Below are 21,782 nucleotides of genomic sequence, written 5' to 3'. Positions count from 1 at the left end.
ATGTTACCTCAAGAGCGGTGATCTGGCCTAGTCCCCCAGCCACTGCATCCACTCCTTTCGTCGCGACGCCAGTCATTTGTGGTGATTAAATCGCCAAGCAGGTGCCCGTTTACTGTAAATACCCCCTTTTTTAGGTAGACTTCTCGGCTGTTCAAATTCAGAGGAACTGTCGATGACCCCATCCACTCGCACCCGCCAGCTTAATCAATGGATCCAGAGCCACAGTGATCAGGACATGACCTACCCGGCCCTGCACGGTTTTCTTTGTGCCCGTCTGGTGGGGCCACATAGCCCTGACTGGCAACATCCGCTGATGGGCCTGCTGGAACAGGATGCCGAGCTGGATGAAAAAAGTGCCGAGGCGCTGCGCCACCTCATCGCCGAACTGGAAGCGCAGGCTGATGACGCCCAGCTGGCCCTGCCCAGCCAGTGCCGCCTGCCCAGCGACAACCCGGAGCAGGTGTTTGAGCAGAGCCATCCCCTCGGTCAGTGGTGCTACGGTTTCAGCCAGGGGTTTGCCACCTGGCCCAAGCCGAAGGATTTGAACGACCTGACGACCCAATACCGATTCAGCTTGGCCGCCGAGCTCTGTCTGTTTCGTGATAAACCCATGGCCCAGATGCTCTATAGCGCTGCCGCCAGCGAGCTCCCCTTTGTCGAGTTTTGCAAACGCCAGCGTCAGAATATGAAAACCACCCTTAATCAGTTACTTAATATCGACCAATATCAGCCAGCCCCCAGCACCACTGTGGCGATGAGCAGCGAGCAGGCCCAGCAGTGGCAGCAATGGTTCGAACTGGCCGACCGTTGCCGGGACCATCAAGCCCGCCTTGGCTGGTTCGAGAAGATCATCGCCGATGCTACGCCGCTGTTTGACCAGGCCTTCTGGCAGCAGAATGCTGGCCACGGCTGGAGTGCCCCCGAGCTGCGTCCTCTGCTGGCGGCCCGCGCCGGACGTGCCGACTGCCTGCTGCGCCTTGGCAAGCTGGATGAAGCCAAAGCGGAGTATCTGGCGCTGCTGACAATCTGCATGGCCGATGAACCGGGTTGCCGCTACAACCTATCCTCCCTTTACGCATTGCAAGGGGATTGGCTGGCACTGGCCGCCCTGCTGGTACGCTTCGATGAAGCCTCCAGCTGGCTGCTCTACAACAAGGCGCTGATGCTCTTTGCCACCGAAGGAGCCGAGGCAGCCAAGCCCCATCTGCTGGCGGCCATCGAGGCGAATCCACACATTCCTGCCTGCCTGCTGGGCCAACGCAAGCTACCCAAACAGGATCCCGAAAGCTGGCAAGCGGGCAGCCGTGACGAAGCCGCGCTCTATGCCTTGCACACCCGCGAGGCCTGGCTCACCCAGAGTGCCCTGATTTGGTTGCGCAAAGGCTGAACAGCGATGGATTAAAAACCCGCCGGTCAGACCCGGTTTTTCCTTGATGGCGTGCGCCACCGCACATTTCATCGCAACCGGGTCAGACAAATCAGCTTGAGTTTCGTATCATCAATGTCAAAGTATCAAAAGAAACTGCATCTGATGCAGCCGTCACAGCAGGGTGTAATATGTCAAAAATCATAGCGTTACTCGCTCACTACCCGCCCTATCAGTTGGTTCATGCCGCCGAGATGCTGCGGGATACCTTCGAGCAGTTTTATGAACAGCGTTACCAGCTGACCGTACCGCAATGGCGCCTGATGATGGTGCTTGGCCCCAACTACCCCATCAGCCAAAAAGAGCTGGTCGAGGCGAGCGGCATGGACAAGGTGCGGATCTCCCGCGAGATCCGCCGGCTAGTCGAAAAAGGGATCATCTTTACCGAGAGCAGCGCGCAGGACAAACGGATCAGTCTGGTCTCCCTCACCAACGCTGGCCTCGCCCTCTTCCTGCAGCTCAAAAGCGAAGCTGGTAGCTGGCAACATACCCTGACCGACTATCTGCCGAGCGAATCCCGCGAGGCGATCCGCCAGCATCTGCACAGTGTCAGCGCAGCCATCGAGCAGTTGCAATCACTGGATCAGGAGCGGTAATCATGGATTTGAAAAAGTTCGCCACCATGGAGATCAACATGCTGCTGAGCGTCGTCAATATGCAGCTGCGTGATCGCTATGACGATCTGGACGATCTCTGCAAGGCGCAGGAGATCGATCAGGCGGCACTGGAGGCGCGGCTCGCCAGCGGCGCTTTTCACTACCAGCCAGCGCAGAAACAGTTCAGATAAAGACAGGTAGCGGGATCGGGATCACAGCGCCAACCATGGCGCTGGCTCTGCGGTAAAAAACTGATATGGTCTGACAAGCCCCGAACAAGAGGTGATGTACGGATACATCACGCTGTCACAAGAGGGCGCTAGATTGATTTCAGGTGAACAACGCAAGGATGACCCCATGATATTGATGACCCGCCAGAGCCTGTTGATCACGCTCTGTGCCCTGTTGATGATCAGTCTCTTCACCCCCCAGTTACCGCAAGGTACCGAGCAGTGGCTAACCACCCTGTTGCTGGGCCTGCTGGTTGCCGTTGCGCTCCTGCTCTTGCGCGGTTTTCGCCGCTTTATGATGGAGTAGTGACTCAGCCAGAGCTTCTATGCGGCCCGCTTGCCGCGATACTCTCTGTAGCAGTAACGCCTGTACCAATAACGTCTGTCGCAATCACATCGCTCCAAAAAACAAACGCAGCCTGATGGCTGCGTTGTGGTATCTGGCGGGGCAACCCCTTGAAGAGATAGCCCTTCTGGGTAGAGAACTCTTAGATAGCCAGGGTTTCCAGCTGCGCCTTGGCTGCGTCCATCCCCTTGCTCTGGGCATCCGGGCCCATCCCCATCCCCTCGGCGTAGATGAAATCCACCGCTTTGATGCCAATAAAGCCCAGCACGGTACGCATGTAAGGGGTCACCAGATCGGTGGCGCTGCCAACGTGCATACCGCCACGGGGGCTGATCACCAGCGCGCGGGTGTTTTCAACCATGCCGACCGGGCCCGTCTCGGTATAACGGAAGGTAACACCGGCGCGAGCCACCAGATCAATCCAGTTCTTCAGCTGGGTCGGGATGTTGAAGTTGTACATAGGGGCCGCAATCACCACCAGATCGCTCGCTTTCAGTTCAGCGATCAGCTCGTCGGACTGGGCGATCACCGCCAGTTGACGCTCATTGAGGTTGTCACCACCGCGCAGGCCGGAGGCCAGCTCGCCATCCAGCACCGGCAGGTTGAGGGCGGCCAGATCCCGCACGGTGACGGTGTCGCTTTGATGCTGGGCGAGGAAACCGTCGATCAGGGCGTTGGATTGGGAATATTGACCCAGGATGCTGGATTTGAGTACGAGGATATTGGCCATGGTGAAACTCCATTTGGTTGTCGGTTGAACAGCTTGGCTGTCGATGGAGGTCACTCTAAACATTGTGCTTATTTGCTGATAGCGAAAATAGATGCTCAACTTGTTCAAAATTTTTGATATTGGGCCACTTCCTCGCCAGCCGGTCTCATCCCTGCGCTTCAACCCTTGGCAGAACAAACGATTGCCGTTATGATCCGCCGCACTTTTTTCCAGCGACCCGGATCCCATGATACCCTCGCGCAGGCACTCTCCTTTGGCCGGTGCAGTCTGGATGATGGTGGCAGGACTCTGCTTCGCCGCCGTCAACAGCCTGAGCCAGTATGTCAGTTTCAAACTCGGCCTCCCCTCCACTCAGGTCGCCTTTCATCAATACCTGATCGCCCTGGTTTGCCTCGTCCCTTGGCTGATCCGCCACGGCTTGCGCCAATCCCTGCAGACCAATCAGTTTCGTCTGCACCTGTTGCGGGTGTTGCTGGCGGTGATCGGCATCCAGCTCTGGCTGTGGGCGCTGGCGGTGCCGATCCCCATCTGGCAGGGGATCGCCCTGCTGATGACCTCGCCGCTGTTTGCCACCCTGGGCTCCGCCCTGCTGCTCAAGGAGCAGGTGAGCCGCGCCCGTATTCTGGCCACCCTGGCGGGCTTTGCCGGCGCCATGCTGATCCTGGCCCCCTGGACCGACGAGTTCAGCTGGGCCTCCCTGTTGCCAGTGGCGGCGGCGCTGTTCTGGGCCGGTTACTCCCTGATGGTGCGCTATCAGGCGGCCAACGAATCATCCCACACCATAGTGGTCTACCTGCTGATCTTCAGCACCCCGTTCAACGTCATGCTGGCAATGCCACAGTGGCAGTGGCCAAGCGAGAGCCAATGGCTGCTGGTGGCCGCGTCCGGCGTGCTGACGGCGCTGGCCCAGATGTCCATCGCTCGCGCCTATAGCGTGGCGGAGGCTTCCTTCGTGCAGCCTTTCGATTTTGCCAAGCTGCCGATGAACGTGCTGGCGGGCTGGCTGGTATTTGGCTGGGCGCCACCCGGCCGACTGTGGCTGGGCGCCGCCATCATCATTGGCGCCATTACCCTGCTGACCCATCTGGAGCAGCGCGCTCACAAACCGGTTTCCTGAGGTACGCCATGCGTGCCTCTTTTTTTGCCCGCTATTCCCGCGATAGCGATTATCAACAGTGACCATCGACATCAGGAGAGATCGTATGTTTGGAACCGCAACCCGCCCCGGCGCCACCCGTGCCCTGCTGCTGGGCTCCGGCGAACTTGGCAAAGAAGTCGCCATCGAGTTGCAACGGTTCGGCATCGAAGTGATCGCCGCCGACCGCTACCCCAATGCCCCCGCCATGCAGGTGGCCCACGCCGCTCACGTGCTGGACATGCTCGATGGCAACGCCCTGCGCGAACTGGTCGCCCTGGTCAAACCCGACTTCATCATCCCCGAGATTGAAGCGATCGCCACCGATACCCTGGCCGCCCTTGAGCAAGAAGGGGTCAAGGTGGTGCCCAACGCCCGCGCCACCCAGCTCACCATGAACCGGGAAGGGATCCGCCGCCTCGCCGCCGAGACCCTGGGTCTGCCCACCTCCCCCTACCGCTTTGCCCAGAGCAAAGAGGAGTTTGTCGCCGCGGTCGAGGCCATTGGCATGCCTTGCGTGATAAAACCAGTGATGAGCTCATCCGGCAAGGGGCAGAGCGTATTGCGCGATCTTGCCAAACTGGACGAGAGCTGGACCTATGCTCAGGAGGGTGGCCGCGCCGGTCGTGGCAAGGTAATTGTCGAAGGATTCGTTCCTTTCGAGTACGAAATCACCCTGCTCACGGTGCGCGCCGTCGATGGCATTCACTTCTGCGAGCCGATCGGCCACCGTCAGGAAGATGGCGACTACCGCGAATCCTGGCAGCCGCAGGTGATGAGCGAACTGGCACTGGCCCGCTCCAAAGAGGTCGCTGCCAAGGTGGTCGAGGCGCTGGGCGGCTACGGTCTGTTCGGGGTCGAGCTCTTTATCAGAGGCGATGAGGTGTGGTTCAGCGAAGTCTCCCCCCGCCCCCACGATACCGGCATGGTGACCCTGATTTCCCAGGATCTCTCCGAATTCGCCCTCCATGTGCGCGCCATTCTGGGGCTGCCGATCGGCACCATCACCCAGTACGGGCCGAGCGCCTCTGCCGTGGTGCTACGCGAAGGGCACAGCCAGAATATCCGCTATCAGGGGATTGGCGAGGCGTTAGCGCTGGTACCGGGTGCCCAGCTGCGGCTGTTTGGCAAACCGGAGATCGCCGGTCGCCGTCGTCTCGGCGTGGCGCTGGCCCGCGCAGCGGATTGCCCGGATGCGGTAGAACAAGCCAAAGCGGTCGCTGCCAAGGTAGAGGTTGTTTTCTAAGGGCTTTTTTTGCCACAGCAAAACAAACGTTTGCCGATGTGATCGGGCGCAAGGGGCATGGCAATGCCCCTTTTGCATTTCCCCCTCAGGCTTATAATCCCCTCTTCAAATTTGTCAGGAGTACAAGATGTTAGCTGCCGTGATCTTCGATATGGATGGTGTTCTGATCGACTCGGAACCCTTTTGGCAACAGGCCCAGATGGCCGTTTTCTCCGAACTGGGTCACCCCCACACGGTAGAGGATTGTGAATCGACCATAGGCGTGCGCATCGATCAGCTGGTCGCCCACTGGTATCGCTTGCGCCCGTGGAGCGGCCCGACCCAGGAAGAGGTGATGCAGCGTATTCTGGATCGGGTCAATGCCCTCATTCTGAGTGAAGGTCAGGCCAAGGCTGGCGTGCTGGACGCGCTCGACCTTATCGAAGCGCGCGGGCTGAAAGTGGGTCTGGCCACCTCCTCCCCCTTTGCCATGGTAGAGGCGGTGCTCGGCAAGCTCGGCATTCGCGATCGCTTTATGGCTGTTCACTCCGCCGAGGTGGAGCGTTTCGGCAAACCGCACCCGGATGTCTATATCCACGCGGCCGAGAAGCTCGGCATCGAACCGGTGCACTGTCTTGCCATTGAAGACAGCTTTACCGGTCTGCTGGCAGCCAAGGCGGCCTCCATGACAGCGCTGATCGTGCCCGATCCTGCTCTAGTTGGCGATCCGCGTCTGGCCATCGCCAACTACCAGCTCAGCTCGCTAGCCGAGCTCAATGCTGAAATGCTGGCCAGCTGGGTCAAGTAACGCCTCCCGACGCCCCGTTGCGCACGCTTTCTCCTACTCGCGGGGGGCATCCAGCCCCCTGTTATTGCCAAACAACGTTGGCAATCCCCCTCTTTTCACCCGCGTTCCGCCACCAGATGGCCCCTATCGCACAGGACCCGCCCACCCGGTTGCGGCTTGCCATCGCTCAGGCTTGATCTCTGTCATAAACGTGCGTTTGCTCGCGGTTAACTCTCTGCAGCCCGACTAGAATCAGGGTAGATAGGCGGCCCCAGGGCCCGAGGAGGTTATCATGATCGAGTACACCAGCAAGCGCATCGTCTGCCCCCACTGCGGCCACCATACCCGGGTCGAGCTGGATGCCAGCCAGGGTGATCAGGAGTTCTATGAGGATTGCATGGCCTGTTGCAATCCGATCCACCTGCGGCTTCACCGCGACGAAGTGCGCGACTGCCTGCAACTGTTTGTGGATGCCGACGACGAGCAGATGTTTTGACGCCTATTTTCAATAGGTTAACTGAATATCTGCCTCAGTATGGTATGCCGTAGAGACAAGCCAGTAAGTAATGTATCTGTGTGGATTTTTAGTTTTATGATTCGCACGGTGATGCGTAATGGTTGTGCAATTTTCTACAAAATATCTCACTCTGCTCGGTATAGGTTCATTCTGAATTGGGGAATAGCAATAACTAGTCGCCTTCCCCATCTCAAAACCCGCATATGGTGAGCAACATAGAACTCCGACTCACTCCGTTAATTCATCGCCTAGGTCTAGATTGGTTACTGATCTTGTCGCTGGCATACTAGGGACTCCATCAACAACCAGAGAATGCAATCGTTATGACACTCAAACCGCCAAAGGCAACTAAAGGTGATGCTGCACACGCTATTGTGAAGGCTGGTCTTTCAGTCATACCAATAATAGGCGGACCAGCCGTAGAACTGTTCCAGTATGTTATACAGCCTCCCCTAGACCGTCGTCGTGGTGAGTGGATGCAGGAAGTTGGTGAAAGACTTCAGGAGTTGGAAGGCAACCAAGGGATCAACCTCGAAAAACTTGGACAAAATGAAGAGTTCATATCTGCCGTGCTGCACGCAACAACCATTGCTATGCGTACTCACAAAGAAGAGAAACGCGAAGCCTTACGTAATGCAGTGATGAATGTGGCTATAGGGCAATCACCCGATGAAGCACTTGAGCACATGTTTTTTGAATGGATCGACTCTTTCTCCGTTCTACATCTTCAAGTGCTGAGAGCGGCAGATAATCCCGTCCCTCCCCAAGGTATGTTTATGGGTGGGCTGATCGATGTTCTTGAAAATAGTCTCCCAAACATCAGACAGAGTCGGGATGTTTTCGAACAAATATGGAAAGATCTCTATTCTCGCAGTCTCGTAGACATTGAGAGGTTGGGTGGAACGATGAGCGGTTCTGGCCTAGCACAGAGACGGACAACTACTATTGGTCGTCAATTCCTCACCTTCATCTCAGAACCTGCCATCAATTAATTACCTCTTATCGCAACTACGTGTAGTTGTTTATGGATGCCGACGACGAGCAACTGTTTTAGTTGTGAGTCATAACCAGCCGAGCGGCTGTTAAGGGCAATTGAACAAGCCTAAAAATCAACAAGGGCCTGCATGGTGCAGGCCCTTGTTGTTTGCGTGATAACCGCAATGGCAGTGAGCGTTACCCGTCTGCACGGGCCGCCAACACCCGTTCCACGGTATCGACAATGGCCTGGGTCTGGGGATCAATCTCGATATTGGTCTGCCAGCCAGCCTTGACCCAACCGAGGTTGGTGCGGGCCAGAGTCTCGGGAATAAGGTGAACGCAAAACTCACCCTCGCGCACCTCACCAATGGTCAGACTGATGCCGTCGATGCCGATGTAGCCCTTGGTCAGCACATATTTCATCAGCGCGGGGGCAAGGCGATACCACACCTGCCGGTTGTTGGGGGTGTCAATCACACCAGTGACCTCTGCCATGCCGATGATATGGCCAGACATGGCGTGCCCGCCAATCTCGTCGCCAAAGCGGGCAGCCCGCTCCACATTGACCTTGTCCCCTACCTGCAACAAGCCGAGGTTGGTGAGACGCAGGGTCTCCTGCATCAGATCGAAGCTGACCAGATCCCCCTCGACCCGGGTGACGGTCAAGCAGCAGCCGTTGTGGGCAACCGAGGCACCGAGGGCCAACCCTTGCCCCCACGCCGGGCTCGGCATGCGGATCACATGGGTACGGAAGTTGGGTTGCGCCTCGATGGCCACCAGTTCGGCGGTCCCCTGCACTATGCCAGTGAACATCTCTCGTCTCCTGCTACGGCAAAAAGGGCAGGTTAACCTCGGGCAGAGGGTGAGACAAGGGTACAGGCTGACAAGCTTGCGCCCGATCGCTATAGTGACGCCGTTCAAATCAGGGTAAACAAGGAAAAAGAAATGCAGGTATATCAATGTTGCGAAGCGATCCGCATCGCCTATAACCAGATTGGCTCCGGTGAGCAGGGCTATGTTCCTAATGCCATTGCCGCCACCATCCGCGCCCTCAACGCCGTTGCCGCCGACGAGCGGGTGCCCGCAGATCTCCGTGAACAAGCCGCCTATGCCGCTGCCAACCTGCTGATCAGCGATCACGAAGACGCCTGATCCTGCCCTCGGGGGCGGCAACTATTTCGTCCTGGATGAATTTCAGGCTAGAATGCCTCCCCCCCCTTTGCACCTTCGTCCGAACGTGCAAAGGATCTTCCCGATTTCCGCTCTTTTTACTCTTATCTGATCCACTCGGAGGTGTCAGTGCAACGTTATTGGTCCGAGGCGAAGCAGCTCGTTCGTTTAGCCAGCCCCATTCTGGTCGCTCAAGTGGCTCAGGTCGCCATGAACTTCGTCGACACCGTGATGGCAGGTCAGGTCAGCGCTGTGGACCTGGCAGCGGTCTCCGTGGCGTCCAGCTTCTGGTTACCGATCATTTTGCTGGTGCAGGGGATCATCATGGCACTGACGCCCATCGTCTCCCAGCTCAATGGCGCCCGTAAGCGAGACGAGATCCGCCCGGCGGTGCATCAGGGCTTCTGGCTCGCCTTGATGGTGACGCCGCTGGCGATGATCGCCCTCTACTACAGCCCGCTGGCGTTGGCACATATGAATGTGGATCCGGTGATGGCGGCCAAAACGACGGGTTATCTACACGCCATCCTGTGGGGCCTGCCCGCCTTTGCAATGTTCCAGGTGCTGCGCAACTTTAGCGAGGGGCTCTCCCACACCATGCCCACCATGGTGATCGGCTTTGTCGGGTTGGCGGTCAATATTCCTGCCAACTACATCTTCATTCACGGTCACTTCGGCATGCCAAAGCTCGGTGGAGTAGGTTGTGGTGTGGCGACGGCCCTCGTGCTGTGGGCCATGCTGCTGGCGATGATCCTCTATGTGAAACTCTCCCCTCACTTCAGCAAGATCCGCCTCTTCTCCCAGCTGGTTCGCCCCAATGGCAGCCGGATCTGGCGGCTGTTTCGCTTGGGGTTCCCCATCGCCATGGCGATCTTCTGCGAGGTGACCCTGTTTGCCGTGGTGGCGCTGATGCTGGCACCGTTCGGCGCTGAAATCGTGGCCAGCCACCAGATTGCCCTGAACTTTTCCAGTCTGGTGTTTATGCTGCCGCTCTCTATCGGGGTGGGTGTCACCATCCGGGTGGGCCACAGCATAGGTGAAGGTCAGCCCCATCACGCCCGGGTGGCGGCCCGCACCGGTCTGCTACTGGGGGTGAGTGTCGCGGCACTCACCGCGGCGGTTACCGTGCTGCTACGGGAGCAGATCGCCAGCATCTATACCGATGACCAGCAAGTGATCACCCTGGCGGCCACCTTGCTGTTCTTCGCCGCCATCTACCAGCTCTCCGACTCGGTGCAGGTGGTTGCGGCTGCCGCACTGCGCGGTTACAAGGATACCCAGGCGGTCTTCTACGTCACCATCGTCGCCTACTGGGGTCTGGGACTGCCCACCGGCATGATCCTGGGTCTCACCGACTGGCTGGTGCCGCGGATGGGGCCGCAGGGCTTCTGGATCGGCTTTATCGTCGGCCTCACCAGTGCCGCCCTGATGCTGGGGGCAAGATTGCGCTACATCTACGGCCGCTTCGCCACCCCGGAGGCCTGCACCAGCTTGTCGCGGGCCCAGTAACCGAGCCCTGAAAAGCGACAACTCGCCTGCAAAATCAACAGGCTGCACAAGAACTGGGCAAACAGTCTGCTTTGTGCATATGGCTTGTTGACAGCCTTGGGGGGCATGGGTAGTATGCCGACCACGTCAGCAGTGCTGGCGATATGAAACGGGTATGCAGCCCGGTTCATCGAGTGGGTTTATAGCTCAGTTGGTTAGAGCACTACCTTGACATGGTAGGGGTCGTTGGTTCGAATCCAATTAAACCCACCACTTTTTCTGTGATGCGTCCTTAGCTCAGTTGGTTAGAGCACCACCTTGACATGGTGGGGGTCGGTGGTTCGAATCCACTAGGACGCACCATCTCAGAATACTGTTTATGCGTCCTTAGCTCAGTTGGTTAGAGCATCACCTTGACATGGTGGGGGTCGGTGGTTCGAATCCACTAGGACGCACCAATTTCAGTTTGAAAAAATTGAAGCTCTGAACGTAAAGCTCAGAAGATTCAATAAATGTGTTTGCAGATGTGGGTTTATAGCTCAGTTGGTTAGAGCACTACCTTGACATGGTAGGGGTCGTTGGTTCGAATCCAATTAAACCCACCACTCCCCTGCAAGCAGTAAAAGTCGCATTGCGCACCCTGCGTCCTTAGCTCAGTTGGTTAGAGCATCACCTTGACATGGTGGGGGTCGGTGGTTCGAATCCACTAGGACGCACCAAATTCTAAAAAGCCCGCTCAATTGAGCGGGCTTTTTGCATTCTCTTCTCCTGACTTGCGCCGGGTAGTAGTGACCTGATGGCCAACTGAATCACCCGGCGTGGCGGCAGTTCGGGCCCGCCACGCCCATACTATGCCCCTACTATGCGCCCCCGACAGTCACGCCAGCACAATACGTTGGCAGCCGCTGTAGATCTCGGCCCGCCCTGGGCGGCAAAAACCCACCAAGGTGAGTCCGGTCTGCTCGGCACGCTCGACCGCCAGCTCTGTGGCAGCCGAAATGGCGAGCAAAATCTCCACCCCTGCGCTGGCGCACTTTTGCACCATCTCGAAGCTGGCGCGGCTGGTCACCAGAATGGCGCCATCCCGCCGACCACTGCGGCACAGATGCCCCACCAACTTGTCCAGCGCAATATGGCGCCCCACATCTTCGCGAATGGCGAGAATATTGCCTTCCCCATCCAGATGCACAGCAGCATGGGTGGCGCCGGTGCGCTGCCCCAGCAGCTGGAGCGGGCGCAACGCCGTCAGCACCTTGTCGATATGAGCCACTGCCAGACGCTGGCTGTCGGGCAATCTTGGCTGGCTGCGGATCACCTGCTCCAGACTCTCGCTGCCACAGATACCGCAGCCGGTGCGGCCCGCCATGGTGCGCCGCTTCTCTTTGAGGCGATGGACGCAGCGGTTGGCCAGGGTAATGTGCAGCTCAATCCCCTGACAGCCCTCTATCTGCTCGATGTCGTGGATATCGAGCAGGCTGTCGATGATCCCCTCAGAGAGGGAAAAACCGATGGCGAAATCCTCCAGATCGGAGGCCGAACACATCATCACGCTGTGGGCGATGCCGTTGTAGACCAGCGCCACCGGCGTCTCGGAGGGGAGCGCCATCTCACTGTCGCTGGTTACCGTATCGGCGCGGTAGTGCACCACCTCGCGATGGATGGCGCAGCGGGCCAGCTCGCTCTGATCTGGGCTTTGCAGGCGCGGCTCGCCTTTCGCCTCCGGCAGTGCGGCATCTGATCCACCACTCATGGTGCGACCCCATCGATGATCTCGGGATCCCGGGCCGAGATGCCGAGCCGCTTCATCTTGGAGAGCAGCGTGGTGCGCTTCATGCCAAGGCGAGTGGCCGCCCCCCGCTCACCGGCCACGATGCCGTTGCAGTCGCGCAGGGCGGCGATGATCGCCTCGCGCTCCTCATGGGGGGCCTCGTTGGCAAACAGCGACGAGGCAGGTTCGTCATAGACCAGGGTCTCAATCTTGTGGTAGCCCTTGAGGGGCATCAGCTCGTCCGGCGAGAGGTTGAGCACATGGCCACGGGTCATCACCACCGCGCGCTCGATGACGTTCTCCAGCTCGCGGATATTGCCGTACCAGGGCAGCGACACCAGCATCTTCATGGCATCGGCGGGGATCGAGGTGATGGTGCGGCGCATCCGCTTGGCGATCTTCTTGATAAAGAAATTGACCAGCAGCGGGATATCCTCACGCCGTTCGCGCAGGGGCGGCAACTCGATGGGAAAGACGTTGAGGCGGTAGTAAAGGTCGCTTCGAAAGCGCTTGTTCTTGACCATGGAGAGCAGATCGCAGTTGGTGGCAGCCACCAGCCGCACATCCACCGCGATGGGGTTGCTGTTACCCACCCGCTCCAGCTCGTGCTCCTGCAATACCCGCAGCAGTTTGGGCTGCAGATCCAGCGGCATGTCCCCCACTTCATCGAGGAACAGGGTGCCCTTGTGGGCCCGCTCGAAGCGGCCGATGCGCTGGGTCAAGGCACCGGTAAAGGCCCCCTTCTCGTGGCCAAACAGATCGCTCTCGATAAGACCGGTGGGAATGGCGGCGCAGTTCACCTTCACCATCTCGTGGTCGCGGCGCTCACTCAGTTGATGAATGGCCTGGGCGATCAGCTCCTTGCCGGTGCCGGTCTCGCCGAGGATCAGCACGGTACTGTCGCTCTCGGCCACCAGCCGCAGCTTCTCCAGCACGCTCTCCATCACCGCGCTCTGGTAGATGATATGGGGGAACTCCCCCTGCATCTGCGGCTCGTTGATGCGAATGGTCTTCTCTTTGGCACCGTTGGTGTTGGAGATCTCCTGCTGCGCCTGCACGTTGTTCATGGCAATCGCGGTGCGCGCCGCCACCTGCTCCAGCAGAGAGATATCGATATCGGCAAAGAAATCGGCGTTCGGGTGGGAGAGGATCAACACCCCCAGCAGGTTGCCCCGATAGCGTAGCGGCAAAATGCAGGAACTCTCGGCTTCCGGCGGCAGGATCTGGGAGGTAAAGCGGCAGCGATTGCTGCAGCCGTGGCCGTGATCGCGATAGACAAAAAACGGCTCGCTGTGGCCGAGCGCCCCCTGCAGGCACTTCTGCTCGAAACAGGAGTGATCGATGATACCCGGCTGCTCACTCTGCTCGTTATTAGCCAGATAGCTTTTGAAACTGTCGGAGGTAGCGTTGTACTCGGCCAGACACAAGCTGCTGATGGCGAAGTGGTGCTGCAAGATGGTAAACAGGCTCTTGGGCAGCTCGGCGATGCGCACCAGTTTGATCACCGCATTGGTGACATCCACCAGAATTTTGCAGCTGTCCCGTTCAAGGCGCAGGGAGTTGGCCTGCTCCAGGGTGCGCTCCTTGTCGAGCACGTTTTCCAGCGCAATGGCCACGATGGCCGCCAGCTGGGTCAGTTTTGCCAGCGTCTCCATGGTGAAGCTGTCGAGCCGGGTGTTGATAAACTCGACTCCACCAAGATGGCTGCGGGCGGTGGTAATGGGGAGCTGGCAGTAGGAGCGCAGCCCGGCATAAATCCCTGCTGCATCGAGGGCGGGGCAGCGATTCTCAAAGCGGGCGGCTGAAAGAACGATGGCTTGCTCCTGGGTTTCCCGGGTAGGACGAGGGAAAACATGAAGCTCCGCTTTGGGGAAGACCAGGTGCTTTGGGCCGATCGCCCCCATAAAACAGAACGTGGCCTCCTCGCTCGTGCCCATATTGAGGATCAGATTGACCCGGGTCACGCCGCCGAAGCTGGCATCTATCTTGTTGAGTTTGTGGATAAAATCATCGAGCGTCACGGCCGACAAGAGGGATTTGGAGAGCAGGAGGAAACCGTCGTCCCAGATGGGAGAGATGTCGTCCAGAGGAATGGCACTCACATTTAGCATTCTGGTCTCACGTTACAGCTAGGCAGGAAAAACATCAGCAAGGACGGGGCGCTCCGTCAGATGTCGCAATAAAACACGTAGTCCATTAACGTTTAATCATAAAAATCAATACTCATTGGAATAGCATTGTATTGAGCGTTGAATCATAAGGTAGCCCTATTTTCAATACAACCATGGGGGCAAATAAGTGGACTCATGGCTCTGGATAGATGCCTTCCACACGTTTATTCGCCGCTCCACTCAGATCAGAATCGTTATCGCCAGTGGGCGGTCATTTTCAGCAACCTTTTGTCACGGGTTGTCGCGCGCCCGCACCAAGCCAACCATCTGATATTCCGCCATGAATGGGCCATCCTTCGTCCGAATGCGGGTCTTGCGTCTCCCGAACCCGATGACAGCTCCGGTGGCTAACCAGATCCCGTGTCATCCCTGCAACAGGGGGCATATCAGCATCATCGAGGTGAGGTTGTCAGCGGCATTCATTGGCGATGAGAGGTTGCCCTTCGACAAGGCTGGGCTGCCAGACGGCGTCAAGCATCAATTTGAGTAGCAGCTCGGGCGGATTATCGAGAAATCGGCCCGTTGCCTGCAGCAAACAGCCATCGGCCCGATACGCCTGGCTGGCCTGAACCTGCCCGGTTGCATCGACAATCTGGATGATACCGTTGAGTTTTCCCCGCTCGCCTGGCTGACAAGAGAGTCTGAGCTCGCGCGTCTCCCCCAACAGGGTGAACGCCCGGCACAGTGGCGGGGTATCCTCGTAATCGGGCCAATTGAAGAACTTGTATTGCTTGGCGAGTGTGCCCGCCCGCTGGCAAAACTGGTCAAACAGCAGGGCGATGCCCTGATACTCCAGATCCAGCAGTTGCGCTTGCTCTTCAATACGTTTCATATATTTGACTCCTTACTACCGATTTGTTCGAAAATTGATTTTCCAATATTGCCCGGATGGAGCTTGAGTCCACCGAAAATAAAGCCAGCTGATAGCAGCTGAAACGCCACCAATAACCAACTGATATTTTGCGATATGTCTACCGACACCACCTGATGAGTCAAATAGACCACCAGGGCAGAAAGACCCAGCAGCAGGGTATTGACCAGCGTGGTGGAGAGGAAGGCAACGAGCCAGGCCAACTGCACGCTCAGGGCCGCCAGCACGGCGCCCATGGCGATGCGCGCGGCGATAAAACAGCCGAAGAAACCAAAGCCCAGCAGAAATATCAATTCGTCGTACCAGAGGTAACACCCCATCCCCAATAACATTGCCAACAAATAGGCTGAAACATAAAAAATCCCGAACGAGATCGTTAATTCACGGCTCATGGTGGATACCTGCCAGCTGAAAAAAGGATGAGGGGATCCGGGCCCTGTAAACAGAGCCTGGATCCACTTTATTTAACGATGATTACCCTTTGGCGGCGCTGCGCAATTTCGCCTTGAGCGCGCTGTATTCAGTCTGGACGTACACTTCCGCCTCAGCCTGACCTTCAATACGCTCAATCTTGACCGCGCAGTACTTGTACTCGGGGGTGTAGGAGACCGGATCAAGGTGCTCGATGGTCAGCTCGTTACAAGCCCCAATCCACCACTGGTAGGTCATGTAGACCACACCGGCGTTGACCCGATCGTTGTAGTTGGCCCGGGTGATCACCTTGCCGCGTCGCGACGAGATCCACACCAGCGCCTGATCCTTCACCCCAAGCTTTTGTGCATCGCTCGGATGGATCTGCACATAGCCCGGCTCATCGGCCAGGGTCTGCAACGCCGAGCAGTTACCGGTCATGGAGCGGCAGGAGTAGTGCCCTACCTCCCGCACGGTGGAGAGCACCAGCGGATACTCGGCACAGGGCTGCTCCAGCGGCGCCCGCCACTCGGCGGCAATCAGCTGACCCTTGCCGCTCGGGGTAGTGAACACATTCCCCTCGAACAGGGTGCTGGTGCCCGGGTGATCCTCGGTCGGGCAAGGCCACTGCACGCTCTTGAGATCCGCTATCTTGTCGTAGCTGACCCCGGTATAGAGCGGGCAAAGGGCGCGCATCTCGTCCCAGATCTGTTGGGTGTCGCGATACTCCATGGGATACCCCATGGCGGTGGCCATCAGCGAGAAGATTGCCCAGTCTGGCTTGACGTTCTCAGGCGGTGTCACCGCCTTGTAGAAGCGCTGGAAGCCGCGATCTGCCGAGCTGTAAACCCCCTCGTGCTCGCCCCAACTGGTGGCGGGCAAAATGACATCCGCCATCTCGGCGGTCTGGGTCATGAAGATATCCTGCACGATCACCAGATCCATCCCCGCCAGGGTGCGGCGGAACTGGGCCAGATCGGCTTCAGTCTGCGCCGGATCTTCGCCAAAGATATAGAAGGCCTTGCACTTGCCCTCCTCCACCTTGTGACTCAGCTCGGTCAGACGGTAGCCGGGCTTTTGGGACAGCGCTGGCACGCCCCACGCCTTGGCAAACTTGGCACTGATCTCGGGATCGCTCACCGACTGATAACCCGGGAACTGGTGCGGCAGCATCCCCATGTCGCAGGTGCCCTGCACGTTGTTCTGCCCGCGCACCGGACCGCAACCGGTGCCACGGCGACCGAAGTTGCCGGTCAGCAGCGCCAGACCCGCCAGCCCCTTGACCACATCCACTGCCTGACCGTATTGAGTCACCCCCATGCCCCACAGGATCATGGAAGCAGGCGACGCGGCATAGGTGCGAATGGCGGCGCGGATATCGGCGGCCTTGAGGCCAGTGATCCCCTCGACATATTCCGGAGTGTACTTGGCGACTGTCGCCTTGAAGGTGTCAAACCCTTCGGTGTAGTTGGCGACGAACTCCTTGTTGTAGAGCCCTTCACTGATCAACACGTTGGCAAAGGCATTAACCAGCGCCATATTGGAACCGTTTTTGAGCGGCAGCCACTGATCGGCGATGCGGGCGGTCTCCACCATACGGGGATCACACACAATCACCTTGGCCCCGTTCGCCTTCGCCTTGAGGATATGGCGGGCGACGATGGGGTGAGAGTCAGCAGCGTTGTAACCAAACACCAGCAGGCACTTGGTCTCTTGAATTTCGGGAATGGCGTTGCTCATGGCGCCGTTGCCTACAGTTGTCTCCAGACCGGAGACTGAGGGTGCGTGTCACACCCTCGCGCAGTGGTCGACGTTGTTCGTCCCCAGCACTGCGCGGGCAAATTTCTGCATCACATAGTTGGCTTCGTTACCCGGGCCACGGGCAGAGCCGGTGGTCATGATGGCGTCGGCACCGTAGGTCGCCTTGATGGCAGCCAGACGGCTGCTGGCAAAGCCGATTGCCTCATCCCAGGAGACGGATTCGAGCTTGCCACCGCGCTCGCGGCGGATCATCGGGCTCTTGAGACGGGGGGTCAGCAGGTTGGTGTCGTTCAAGAAATCCCAACCGTAATAACCCTTGAGGCAGAGCTGCCCCTCGTTGGTCCGGCCGTTGGCGCCTTCGGCCCCCACCACCTTGTCGTTTTCAACCAGCAGGTTGATCTTGCAACCGGTGCCGCAATAGGGGCAGACGGTAATGACTTTTTTCATGACTCACACTCTTGTTTGTTAACGGTAAAAGGCGGTTAACGCTAAAAGGCCTTTAACAAGAAACGGCTGACAGACGGCGCCCAGAGCCAGCAAGGACCAAATGCGCACGCTACTCTGATGCCTCAACCCTGTGCCAACACCGGCTGGCGCTGGCAGACCGCCATCGCCTCGGCACTGGCCAGCTGCTTCTGGCGATTCAGCTCGCCCAGCGACTCCGGGGTCACCAGACGCAGCGCCTGGGTCGGGCACACCTCGACACAGGCCGGGCCCGCTTCACGGTGACGGCAGAGATCGCACTTCAAGGCTTGCGCCTTGGTCTGCGGGCGCTTGAACAGCGCACCGGCAGCGGGCGCCACCTCTTTCACCACCACCGCCATGGCACCGTAAGGACAGGCCACCACGCAGGATTTGCAGCCGATGCAGCGCTCCTGCAACACCTTGATGCAACCATCTTCGGTCACGATGGCATTGTTGGGGCAGGCCACGGCGCACGGCTTGTCTTCACACTGGCGGCAGAGCACAGGCGTGGTCACCTTGCTGCCGACGATCACCTTCAGGCGCGGCTGAAAATAGCTGTCCTTGGAGACCAGATGTCCATCCTCGATGGCAAGACGCAGGCCGCCCTCCCGCTCAACGGTACCCGTGCAGGACGTTGACTGGTGTGAAACGGCGCAGGCCACCTCACAGGTACGACACCCAATACAAAGACTGGGATCTGCAATCACGAAGCTGTTCATAGAGAGGGATCCTAAATGTTTCGTTACTGCCGCACTGGCATCGCCCGGTGTGGCCAAGTGCTAACCCCGGGGGGCCCACACTCGCACAGCGACGATACAGCCGGCTCACCCACAAAGCATTTATCAGACCAAAAACGGGAATGAGCGAAATAAAATTCGCAAGATACTGAAGTTAAAGGAGTAATGCGAATGGAGAACAGAAATTTTCAGGCCAGTGACGATGACGACCGACTCGCAGAACTGTGATCGACACGACAAAAGTGACGAGCTCGACACCGGCTGTCACTCCCCTGCCCCGTCTGATTATCGGGAGGATAAAAGGCTTAATCGGAGAGGATGCCGGTGTGGCTTATTGTTTGGTTTTACTGTCGCGCCAGCCCAGCTGCATCAAGCCAAACCGAACAATAAATCGCCCTTTAGTGACCATTTTATTGAACCAGAACGGGTTTTAGGCACCTGCCCCTTCAGTTTTTCATCTATCCGGTTACTATGTGCCACTTGGCAACCAGCTTCGTTGGGGTCGTTTTACATGAGGCTACGTAATCAAATCGCGCAGATTAAAAATAGCAGCCTGGAATTTTGAAAATGACTGAATGCAACTATAAAAACCAAAATAAAATACTGACTAAAGGAGGATTATTAATCCTCTATGCATACTTCAGAATATATATTGTATATTTATAGTGCAACTTAATTAAATTCATATGATTTTATAACCTTCTTGAAAATAGCTTGCTATAAAGAAGTGTTCATATGGAATTCATTCCACTAATTTAATAAGTAGAGTACACAGTGAAAAATATCATCAAGGCGTTGTCAGTATTAGCATTTTTCCTCTCAATAATATGGGCAATAGCAGAATTTAGCTATGAGCCCCTGATTGTCTCGATAGGTAGTGCGATTGCTTTGTTTACTGTTATTACACCAGAAAAGAAAAAGCGTAAAATATATCAGCGTGATCAAGCATCTTGTTTCTATGGGAAAATTGCCAATGACTATGATAAACGTAACACTCAATTCCTAAAAGAATCACATATTAATACAGTTAAACATTTGAAACGTGCAATAGATGGTCTTGAACATGCAAGTATTCTAGACTTAGGTGGTGGAACTGGGATTAATGTTGCTGCTCATTTTTTTAGTCGTAAAAATGTCACGTGGAATTATGTCGATGCAACCCCAGAAATGAAGACTACATTTGAGAAAAATGTTGTCATGGCAGATTTCAATCACACTGCCATGACCTGTGATTTAGATGAATTCATGCGCTCATGTGAGGAGCAATTTGATGCAATAGTTGTTTCATTTGTTCTTACATCACTTCCATATCCATTTGATTTAAAAAAAGCGGCCTCATTATTAAAGCCAAATGGCTCACTAATAATTGCAGATATCGAGCCAGAATACACAGCAAAATACCCAGAGTACAGTGTAAAAGTTGGTACCGAAGAACACGCTCTTTTGGTTACTCCAGTAAACCCTCTTGATTTAATCGAAAAGGGGTTGAGCGAAAAATTGGAGTTAAAGTTTTGCCAAAGTATCAAAAAAAATGGGGGAGACAGATATGCATATGTCGTAAATATGAAGCGACCATCTGCATAGTACCGTAGGGTGCAATAAGCGTAGCGCATTGCACCTCTATCGTTGGTGTTTATCAATGGTGCAATTCACTTCGTTCATTGCACCCTACGACTGTTGAGTTTGCTGGTTATGCTTTGCCAGCCCCTTAAGGAGCACGTTGAATTCATGGAGGATAAATGACATCTCAGGAGCTACTTGAAAAATCCGTACACAGCAGTGCTGTTATTCACCAGCCACATGCACTGAAAGCCTATTTATCGGCTCACTTTCTTGCGAAGCACCTTGGGCAACCGGAAGCCTTGTGGCAACAAACCGGTAAATTGATTGCCAAGGATGGGTTGCAGGTTTCAACAGTGCTCACCGAGCACGTGCAGCATGTCGCTTTTCCCGATATTCGCAGACTCAGGATTCTGGCGCGTGGTATCTATCCCGCTGCCTATCAGGCTGTTTCCCAGTGGCATGCCGAGTGCGGCTTTCACGATATCTTTGCATTCTATATCGCCAAGGCGACCAGAAAGCCTGAGTATTTATCCCATAATGTCACCATTTTGCTGGCGCTTAATGAGGTCTACAACATCCTTCCTCCCGAGTGGGTGCCTGCATTTTTAAATCGGGTCACGGAATTTGTCACGGCCACTTTCCCTCATGAAGAGATGAAAGAAAGTGGTGAGACCATTAAAACTTCACACTCGGTAGCATTGGAGGATGTATTGCACGCCTGCCTGCAGCAGCCCGGTTTTTTTGGCCATAACCTGATCACCCTTGCCTGGATAGTTCGTTGCAAAACCTCGTTATCTGATGCTCAATATGACGCCATGCTGGGTAATCTCTATTTACAAGCCAACAGTCCCCTTGCAGATCCTGAAGATGAACTTGATTTAAATTTGTGGGGCTTGTGCGCCACCCATCATGCCTCTGATGCGTTTATAGAACAAATACGGTCGTTGGTTTTTAACAGCAGCGTTAATCTGCACCAGATTACGTTAGCAGATACTCTCTGTTTCTTTCAGAAACAATACCCTGAGCATACGGCTGAATTAATAAGAGTGGCTGAGTATCAAACAAGAAAGTGTGATGAGTTGAGCTCACAAAAATGATGGTACGGCCCCACCGACATATATCAGCGTAGGGTGCAATAAGCGCAGCGCAGCGCATTGCACCTCTACTCTTACGCATTTAATGAGTGGTGCAATTCACTTCGTTCATTGCACCCTACCTATATATCCACTCTCGTTTTACTTGATAGTGGCTGCTGTTGTGACGGCCACGTTACGTTTCCGTCACCCCTTCCCTCTCGCACATCAAATAAAGACTCGATTACCACCCTACCCCAGCCTTTTTATCCACCTCACCATCCATTTATTAGTCAGCATTTTATCGTCTGTTTTTCAGCCGCTTCGATAAAAA

General features: G+C 56.3%; 21 protein-coding genes and 5 tRNA genes. 18 read left to right on the top strand and 8 right to left on the bottom strand.

The window, feature by feature from the left end:
- Positions 1-172 precede the first annotated feature (172 nt).
- From ACY8FN_RS13460 to ACY8FN_RS13445, 4 genes are all read left to right on the top strand, one after another.
- Complete coding sequence (locus ACY8FN_RS13460) at positions 173-1,387, top strand: UPF0149 family protein (protein WP_463100271.1); 1,215 nt, start codon at positions 173-175, stop codon at positions 1,385-1,387.
- Positions 1,388-1,557: 170 nt separating this feature from the next.
- Positions 1,558-2,022, top strand: a complete 465-nt coding sequence (locus tag ACY8FN_RS13455; protein ID WP_162515569.1) for a MarR family winged helix-turn-helix transcriptional regulator — start codon at positions 1,558-1,560, stop codon at positions 2,020-2,022.
- Between the two features lie 2 nt (positions 2,023-2,024).
- Positions 2,025-2,213: a DUF4250 domain-containing protein gene (locus ACY8FN_RS13450; RefSeq protein ID WP_463100270.1), complete on the top strand. Its 189-nt coding sequence runs from the start codon at positions 2,025-2,027 to the stop codon at positions 2,211-2,213.
- Between the two features lie 166 nt (positions 2,214-2,379).
- On the top strand, positions 2,380-2,559 hold the full coding sequence (locus ACY8FN_RS13445) for a hypothetical protein (protein WP_101324669.1): 180 nt from the start codon (positions 2,380-2,382) through the stop codon (positions 2,557-2,559).
- Positions 2,560-2,740: 181 nt separating this feature from the next.
- Here the strand turns inward: ACY8FN_RS13445 and ACY8FN_RS13440 are convergent, their stop codons facing one another.
- Positions 2,741-3,328, bottom strand: coding sequence for an FMN-dependent NADH-azoreductase (locus ACY8FN_RS13440; RefSeq protein ID WP_162517155.1), 588 nt, complete (start codon positions 3,326-3,328; stop codon positions 2,741-2,743).
- A gap of 226 nt (positions 3,329-3,554) precedes the next feature.
- On the opposite strand from ACY8FN_RS13440, the gene ACY8FN_RS13435 reads away from it, so the two are divergent.
- The 5 genes from ACY8FN_RS13435 to ACY8FN_RS13415 all read left to right on the top strand — a co-directional run bounded on the left by ACY8FN_RS13435 (position 3,555) and on the right by ACY8FN_RS13415 (position 7,984).
- Positions 3,555-4,445, top strand: a complete 891-nt coding sequence (locus ACY8FN_RS13435; RefSeq protein WP_463100269.1) for a DMT family transporter — start codon at positions 3,555-3,557, stop codon at positions 4,443-4,445.
- Positions 4,446-4,530: 85 nt separating this feature from the next.
- The gene (gene purT / locus ACY8FN_RS13430) at positions 4,531-5,709 is read left to right on the top strand and encodes a formate-dependent phosphoribosylglycinamide formyltransferase (protein WP_463100268.1); all 1,179 of its coding nucleotides are present in this window, start codon (positions 4,531-4,533) and stop codon (positions 5,707-5,709) included.
- A 127-nt stretch (positions 5,710-5,836) separates the two neighbouring features.
- A complete protein-coding gene (gene hxpB / locus ACY8FN_RS13425; protein WP_463100267.1) occupies positions 5,837-6,496 on the top strand; it encodes a hexitol phosphatase HxpB in 660 nt (219 codons plus the stop codon).
- A gap of 271 nt (positions 6,497-6,767) precedes the next feature.
- A complete protein-coding gene (locus ACY8FN_RS13420) occupies positions 6,768-6,971 on the top strand; it encodes a CPXCG motif-containing cysteine-rich protein (protein WP_049049438.1) in 204 nt (67 codons plus the stop codon).
- A gap of 344 nt (positions 6,972-7,315) precedes the next feature.
- The gene (locus ACY8FN_RS13415) at positions 7,316-7,984 is read left to right on the top strand and encodes a hypothetical protein (RefSeq protein WP_463100266.1); all 669 of its coding nucleotides are present in this window, start codon (positions 7,316-7,318) and stop codon (positions 7,982-7,984) included.
- A 181-nt stretch (positions 7,985-8,165) separates the two neighbouring features.
- On the opposite strand, the gene ACY8FN_RS13410 is transcribed toward ACY8FN_RS13415, so the two are convergent.
- Positions 8,166-8,783 carry a riboflavin synthase subunit alpha gene (locus ACY8FN_RS13410; RefSeq protein WP_463100265.1) on the bottom strand — a complete coding sequence of 206 codons (618 nt, stop codon included), beginning with the start codon at positions 8,781-8,783 and terminating at the stop codon, positions 8,166-8,168.
- Between the two features lie 132 nt (positions 8,784-8,915).
- Here ACY8FN_RS13410 and ACY8FN_RS13405 point away from each other — a divergent pair, with 132 nt between their 5' ends.
- From ACY8FN_RS13405 to ACY8FN_RS13375, 7 genes are all read left to right on the top strand, one after another.
- On the top strand, positions 8,916-9,122 hold the full coding sequence (locus ACY8FN_RS13405) for a YaeP family protein (protein ID WP_042023783.1): 207 nt from the start codon (positions 8,916-8,918) through the stop codon (positions 9,120-9,122).
- Between the two features lie 147 nt (positions 9,123-9,269).
- Positions 9,270-10,649, top strand: a complete 1,380-nt coding sequence (locus tag ACY8FN_RS13400; protein WP_101347197.1) for an MATE family efflux transporter — start codon at positions 9,270-9,272, stop codon at positions 10,647-10,649.
- A gap of 175 nt (positions 10,650-10,824) precedes the next feature.
- Positions 10,825-10,901: transfer RNA gene (locus ACY8FN_RS13395), tRNA-Val, on the top strand.
- Positions 10,902-10,914: 13 nt separating this feature from the next.
- Positions 10,915-10,991 (top strand) — tRNA-Val (locus tag ACY8FN_RS13390).
- 18 nt (positions 10,992-11,009) lie between these two features.
- Positions 11,010-11,086, top strand: a tRNA-Val gene (locus ACY8FN_RS13385).
- Between the two features lie 70 nt (positions 11,087-11,156).
- Positions 11,157-11,233 (top strand) — tRNA-Val (locus ACY8FN_RS13380).
- Positions 11,234-11,270: 37 nt separating this feature from the next.
- Positions 11,271-11,347, top strand: a tRNA-Val gene (locus tag ACY8FN_RS13375).
- 158 nt (positions 11,348-11,505) lie between these two features.
- Here the strand turns inward: ACY8FN_RS13375 and fdhD are convergent.
- The 6 genes from fdhD to ACY8FN_RS13345 all read right to left on the bottom strand — a co-directional run bounded on the left by fdhD (position 11,506) and on the right by ACY8FN_RS13345 (position 18,794).
- Entirely contained in the window at positions 11,506-12,378 is an 873-nt protein-coding gene (fdhD, locus tag ACY8FN_RS13370; protein ID WP_463100264.1) for a formate dehydrogenase accessory sulfurtransferase FdhD, read from the bottom strand.
- Positions 12,375-14,507 carry a sigma 54-interacting transcriptional regulator gene (locus ACY8FN_RS13365; protein ID WP_463100263.1) on the bottom strand — a complete coding sequence of 711 codons (2,133 nt, stop codon included), beginning with the start codon at positions 14,505-14,507 and terminating at the stop codon, positions 12,375-12,377. Before ACY8FN_RS13365 ends, fdhD begins: the two co-directional genes overlap by 4 nt.
- A 469-nt stretch (positions 14,508-14,976) precedes the next feature.
- Positions 14,977-15,399 carry a hypothetical protein gene (locus tag ACY8FN_RS13360; RefSeq protein WP_101347195.1) on the bottom strand — a complete coding sequence of 141 codons (423 nt, stop codon included), beginning with the start codon at positions 15,397-15,399 and terminating at the stop codon, positions 14,977-14,979.
- Positions 15,396-15,830 carry a hypothetical protein gene (locus ACY8FN_RS13355; protein WP_303843713.1) on the bottom strand — a complete coding sequence of 145 codons (435 nt, stop codon included), beginning with the start codon at positions 15,828-15,830 and terminating at the stop codon, positions 15,396-15,398. The genes ACY8FN_RS13360 and ACY8FN_RS13355 overlap by 4 nt, the downstream gene beginning before the upstream one ends.
- 82 nt (positions 15,831-15,912) lie before the next feature.
- Positions 15,913-18,057: a formate dehydrogenase subunit alpha gene (gene fdhF, locus ACY8FN_RS13350; RefSeq protein ID WP_101324494.1), complete on the bottom strand. Its 2,145-nt coding sequence runs from the start codon at positions 18,055-18,057 to the stop codon at positions 15,913-15,915.
- A gap of 122 nt (positions 18,058-18,179) precedes the next feature.
- The gene (locus tag ACY8FN_RS13345) at positions 18,180-18,794 is read right to left on the bottom strand and encodes a 4Fe-4S binding protein (RefSeq protein WP_042023801.1); all 615 of its coding nucleotides are present in this window, start codon (positions 18,792-18,794) and stop codon (positions 18,180-18,182) included.
- A gap of 792 nt (positions 18,795-19,586) precedes the next feature.
- Between ACY8FN_RS13345 and ACY8FN_RS13340 the strand changes: the two genes are divergently transcribed.
- Entirely contained in the window at positions 19,587-20,396 is an 810-nt protein-coding gene (locus tag ACY8FN_RS13340) for a class I SAM-dependent methyltransferase (protein ID WP_463100262.1), read from the top strand.
- Between the two features lie 155 nt (positions 20,397-20,551).
- A complete protein-coding gene (locus tag ACY8FN_RS13335) occupies positions 20,552-21,472 on the top strand; it encodes a hypothetical protein (protein WP_463100261.1) in 921 nt (306 codons plus the stop codon).
- Positions 21,473-21,782 lie beyond the last annotated feature (310 nt).

Source organism: Aeromonas sp. 160P, assembly GCF_055193095.1.
This window is presented reverse-complemented; position numbering and strand designations above follow the sequence as displayed.

What these genes read in the sequence shown, in the direction of transcription:
- ACY8FN_RS13460 (WP_463100271.1), top strand. Translation starts at nt 173, where the DNA reads ATGACCCCATCCACTCGCACCCGCCAGCTTAATCAATGGATCCAGAGC.
- ACY8FN_RS13455 (WP_162515569.1), top strand. Translation starts at nt 1,558, where the DNA reads ATGTCAAAAATCATAGCGTTACTCGCTCACTACCCGCCCTATCAGTTG.
- ACY8FN_RS13450 (WP_463100270.1), top strand. Translation starts at nt 2,025, where the DNA reads ATGGATTTGAAAAAGTTCGCCACCATGGAGATCAACATGCTGCTGAGC.
- ACY8FN_RS13445 (WP_101324669.1), top strand. Translation starts at nt 2,380, where the DNA reads ATGATATTGATGACCCGCCAGAGCCTGTTGATCACGCTCTGTGCCCTG.
- ACY8FN_RS13440 (WP_162517155.1), bottom strand. Translation starts at nt 3,328, where the DNA reads ATGGCCAATATCCTCGTACTCAAATCCAGCATCCTGGGTCAATATTCC.
- ACY8FN_RS13435 (WP_463100269.1), top strand. Translation starts at nt 3,555, where the DNA reads ATGATACCCTCGCGCAGGCACTCTCCTTTGGCCGGTGCAGTCTGGATG.
- purT (WP_463100268.1), top strand. Translation starts at nt 4,531, where the DNA reads ATGTTTGGAACCGCAACCCGCCCCGGCGCCACCCGTGCCCTGCTGCTG.
- hxpB (WP_463100267.1), top strand. Translation starts at nt 5,837, where the DNA reads ATGTTAGCTGCCGTGATCTTCGATATGGATGGTGTTCTGATCGACTCG.
- ACY8FN_RS13420 (WP_049049438.1), top strand. Translation starts at nt 6,768, where the DNA reads ATGATCGAGTACACCAGCAAGCGCATCGTCTGCCCCCACTGCGGCCAC.
- ACY8FN_RS13415 (WP_463100266.1), top strand. Translation starts at nt 7,316, where the DNA reads ATGACACTCAAACCGCCAAAGGCAACTAAAGGTGATGCTGCACACGCT.
- ACY8FN_RS13410 (WP_463100265.1), bottom strand. Translation starts at nt 8,783, where the DNA reads ATGTTCACTGGCATAGTGCAGGGGACCGCCGAACTGGTGGCCATCGAG.
- ACY8FN_RS13405 (WP_042023783.1), top strand. Translation starts at nt 8,916, where the DNA reads ATGCAGGTATATCAATGTTGCGAAGCGATCCGCATCGCCTATAACCAG.
- fdhD (WP_463100264.1), bottom strand. Translation starts at nt 12,378, where the DNA reads ATGAGTGGTGGATCAGATGCCGCACTGCCGGAGGCGAAAGGCGAGCCG.
- ACY8FN_RS13365 (WP_463100263.1), bottom strand. Translation starts at nt 14,507, where the DNA reads ATGCTAAATGTGAGTGCCATTCCTCTGGACGACATCTCTCCCATCTGG.
- ACY8FN_RS13360 (WP_101347195.1), bottom strand. Translation starts at nt 15,399, where the DNA reads ATGAAACGTATTGAAGAGCAAGCGCAACTGCTGGATCTGGAGTATCAG.
- ACY8FN_RS13355 (WP_303843713.1), bottom strand. Translation starts at nt 15,830, where the DNA reads ATGAGCCGTGAATTAACGATCTCGTTCGGGATTTTTTATGTTTCAGCC.
- ACY8FN_RS13345 (WP_042023801.1), bottom strand. Translation starts at nt 18,794, where the DNA reads ATGAACAGCTTCGTGATTGCAGATCCCAGTCTTTGTATTGGGTGTCGT.
- ACY8FN_RS13335 (WP_463100261.1), top strand. Translation starts at nt 20,552, where the DNA reads ATGACATCTCAGGAGCTACTTGAAAAATCCGTACACAGCAGTGCTGTT.